This window comes from Massilia sp. P2_C2 (assembly GCF_056404615.1).
In genome coordinates this window covers 1-911 of sequence record NZ_JBFUDR010000640.1, presented here as the reverse complement: position 1 = coordinate 911, position 911 = coordinate 1, and the positions used below count along the sequence as shown (strand labels likewise).

Sequence of the window (911 nt, the reverse complement as noted above, 5' to 3'; positions counted from 1 at the left end):
CTTCCTCGGCAGCGCCCCGTTCCCACCGATGATGCTGCAGACGCTGATCGAGAACGCCATCAAGCACGGGCTGGAACCGAAGATCGAAGGCGGCACCGTCACCGTGCGCGCCCGTGTGGTGGACGCCGACCTGCACGTGGAAGTGTGCGACGATGGCGTCGGCATCGACCCGCACGCGGACGACGGCGTCGGCCTCGCGAATATCCGCGAGCGCCTGCAACTGCTGTACGGCGCGGATGCCGCGCTGGACATCACATCCCCGGCGGGCGGTGGCGCCTGCGCCACGATCCGGCTACCCTACAAGATGATGGAGGACGCATGAGCACGGTCACCGCCCTGATCGCCGACGACGAAGCCCCGATGCGCGACCTGCTGCGCGCACGCCTGGCAAGCGTGTGGCCGGATTTGCAGATCGTGGCCGAGGCCGCGAACGGCGTGGAAGCCGTCGAGCTGGGCGAACGGTTCCGCCCCGACATCGCCTTCCTCGACATCCGCATGCCGGGTCTGTCCGGCATCGAGGCCGCGCGCCGGCTGTACGAGCGCTCGCACATCGTGTTCGCCACGGCCTACGACCAGTATGCGCTGGACGCCTTCGAACAGGGCGCGCTCGACTACCTGCTGAAACCCGTGTCGGCGGAACGGCTCGCGACCACGTGCGCGCGGCTGCAGGCGCGGCTGCGCGCACGGGCGAACGCCGCGGCCGCGGCGGCGCCGCAGGATATCGGCCAGCAGCTGGCGAAGCTGACCGCCCTGCTGGAAAAGGGCGGCAAGCCGGAGAAGCCGGCGTACCTGCGCTGGATCCAGGCCCAGGTCGGGGCCAGCCTGCGCATGGTGAGCACGCGCGAGATCCTGTTTTTCCAGTCCGACGAGAAATACACACGGGTGCAGACGGTCGGCGCGGAATTCCTCAT

The 911-nt window shown here is 69.0% G+C and carries 2 protein-coding genes; both read left to right on the top strand.

Features of this window, described 5'->3' with window-relative positions; genetic code table 11:
- A partial coding sequence (locus tag AC1DYX_RS31550; protein ID WP_477266201.1) for a sensor histidine kinase occupies window positions 1-322 on the top strand: 322 nt, incomplete at its 5' end.
- Window positions 319-911, top strand: a 593-nt coding sequence (locus tag AC1DYX_RS31545; protein ID WP_477266199.1) for a LytR/AlgR family response regulator transcription factor, incomplete at its 3' end; no start/stop codon positions are given. The genes AC1DYX_RS31550 and AC1DYX_RS31545, both read left to right, overlap by 4 nt.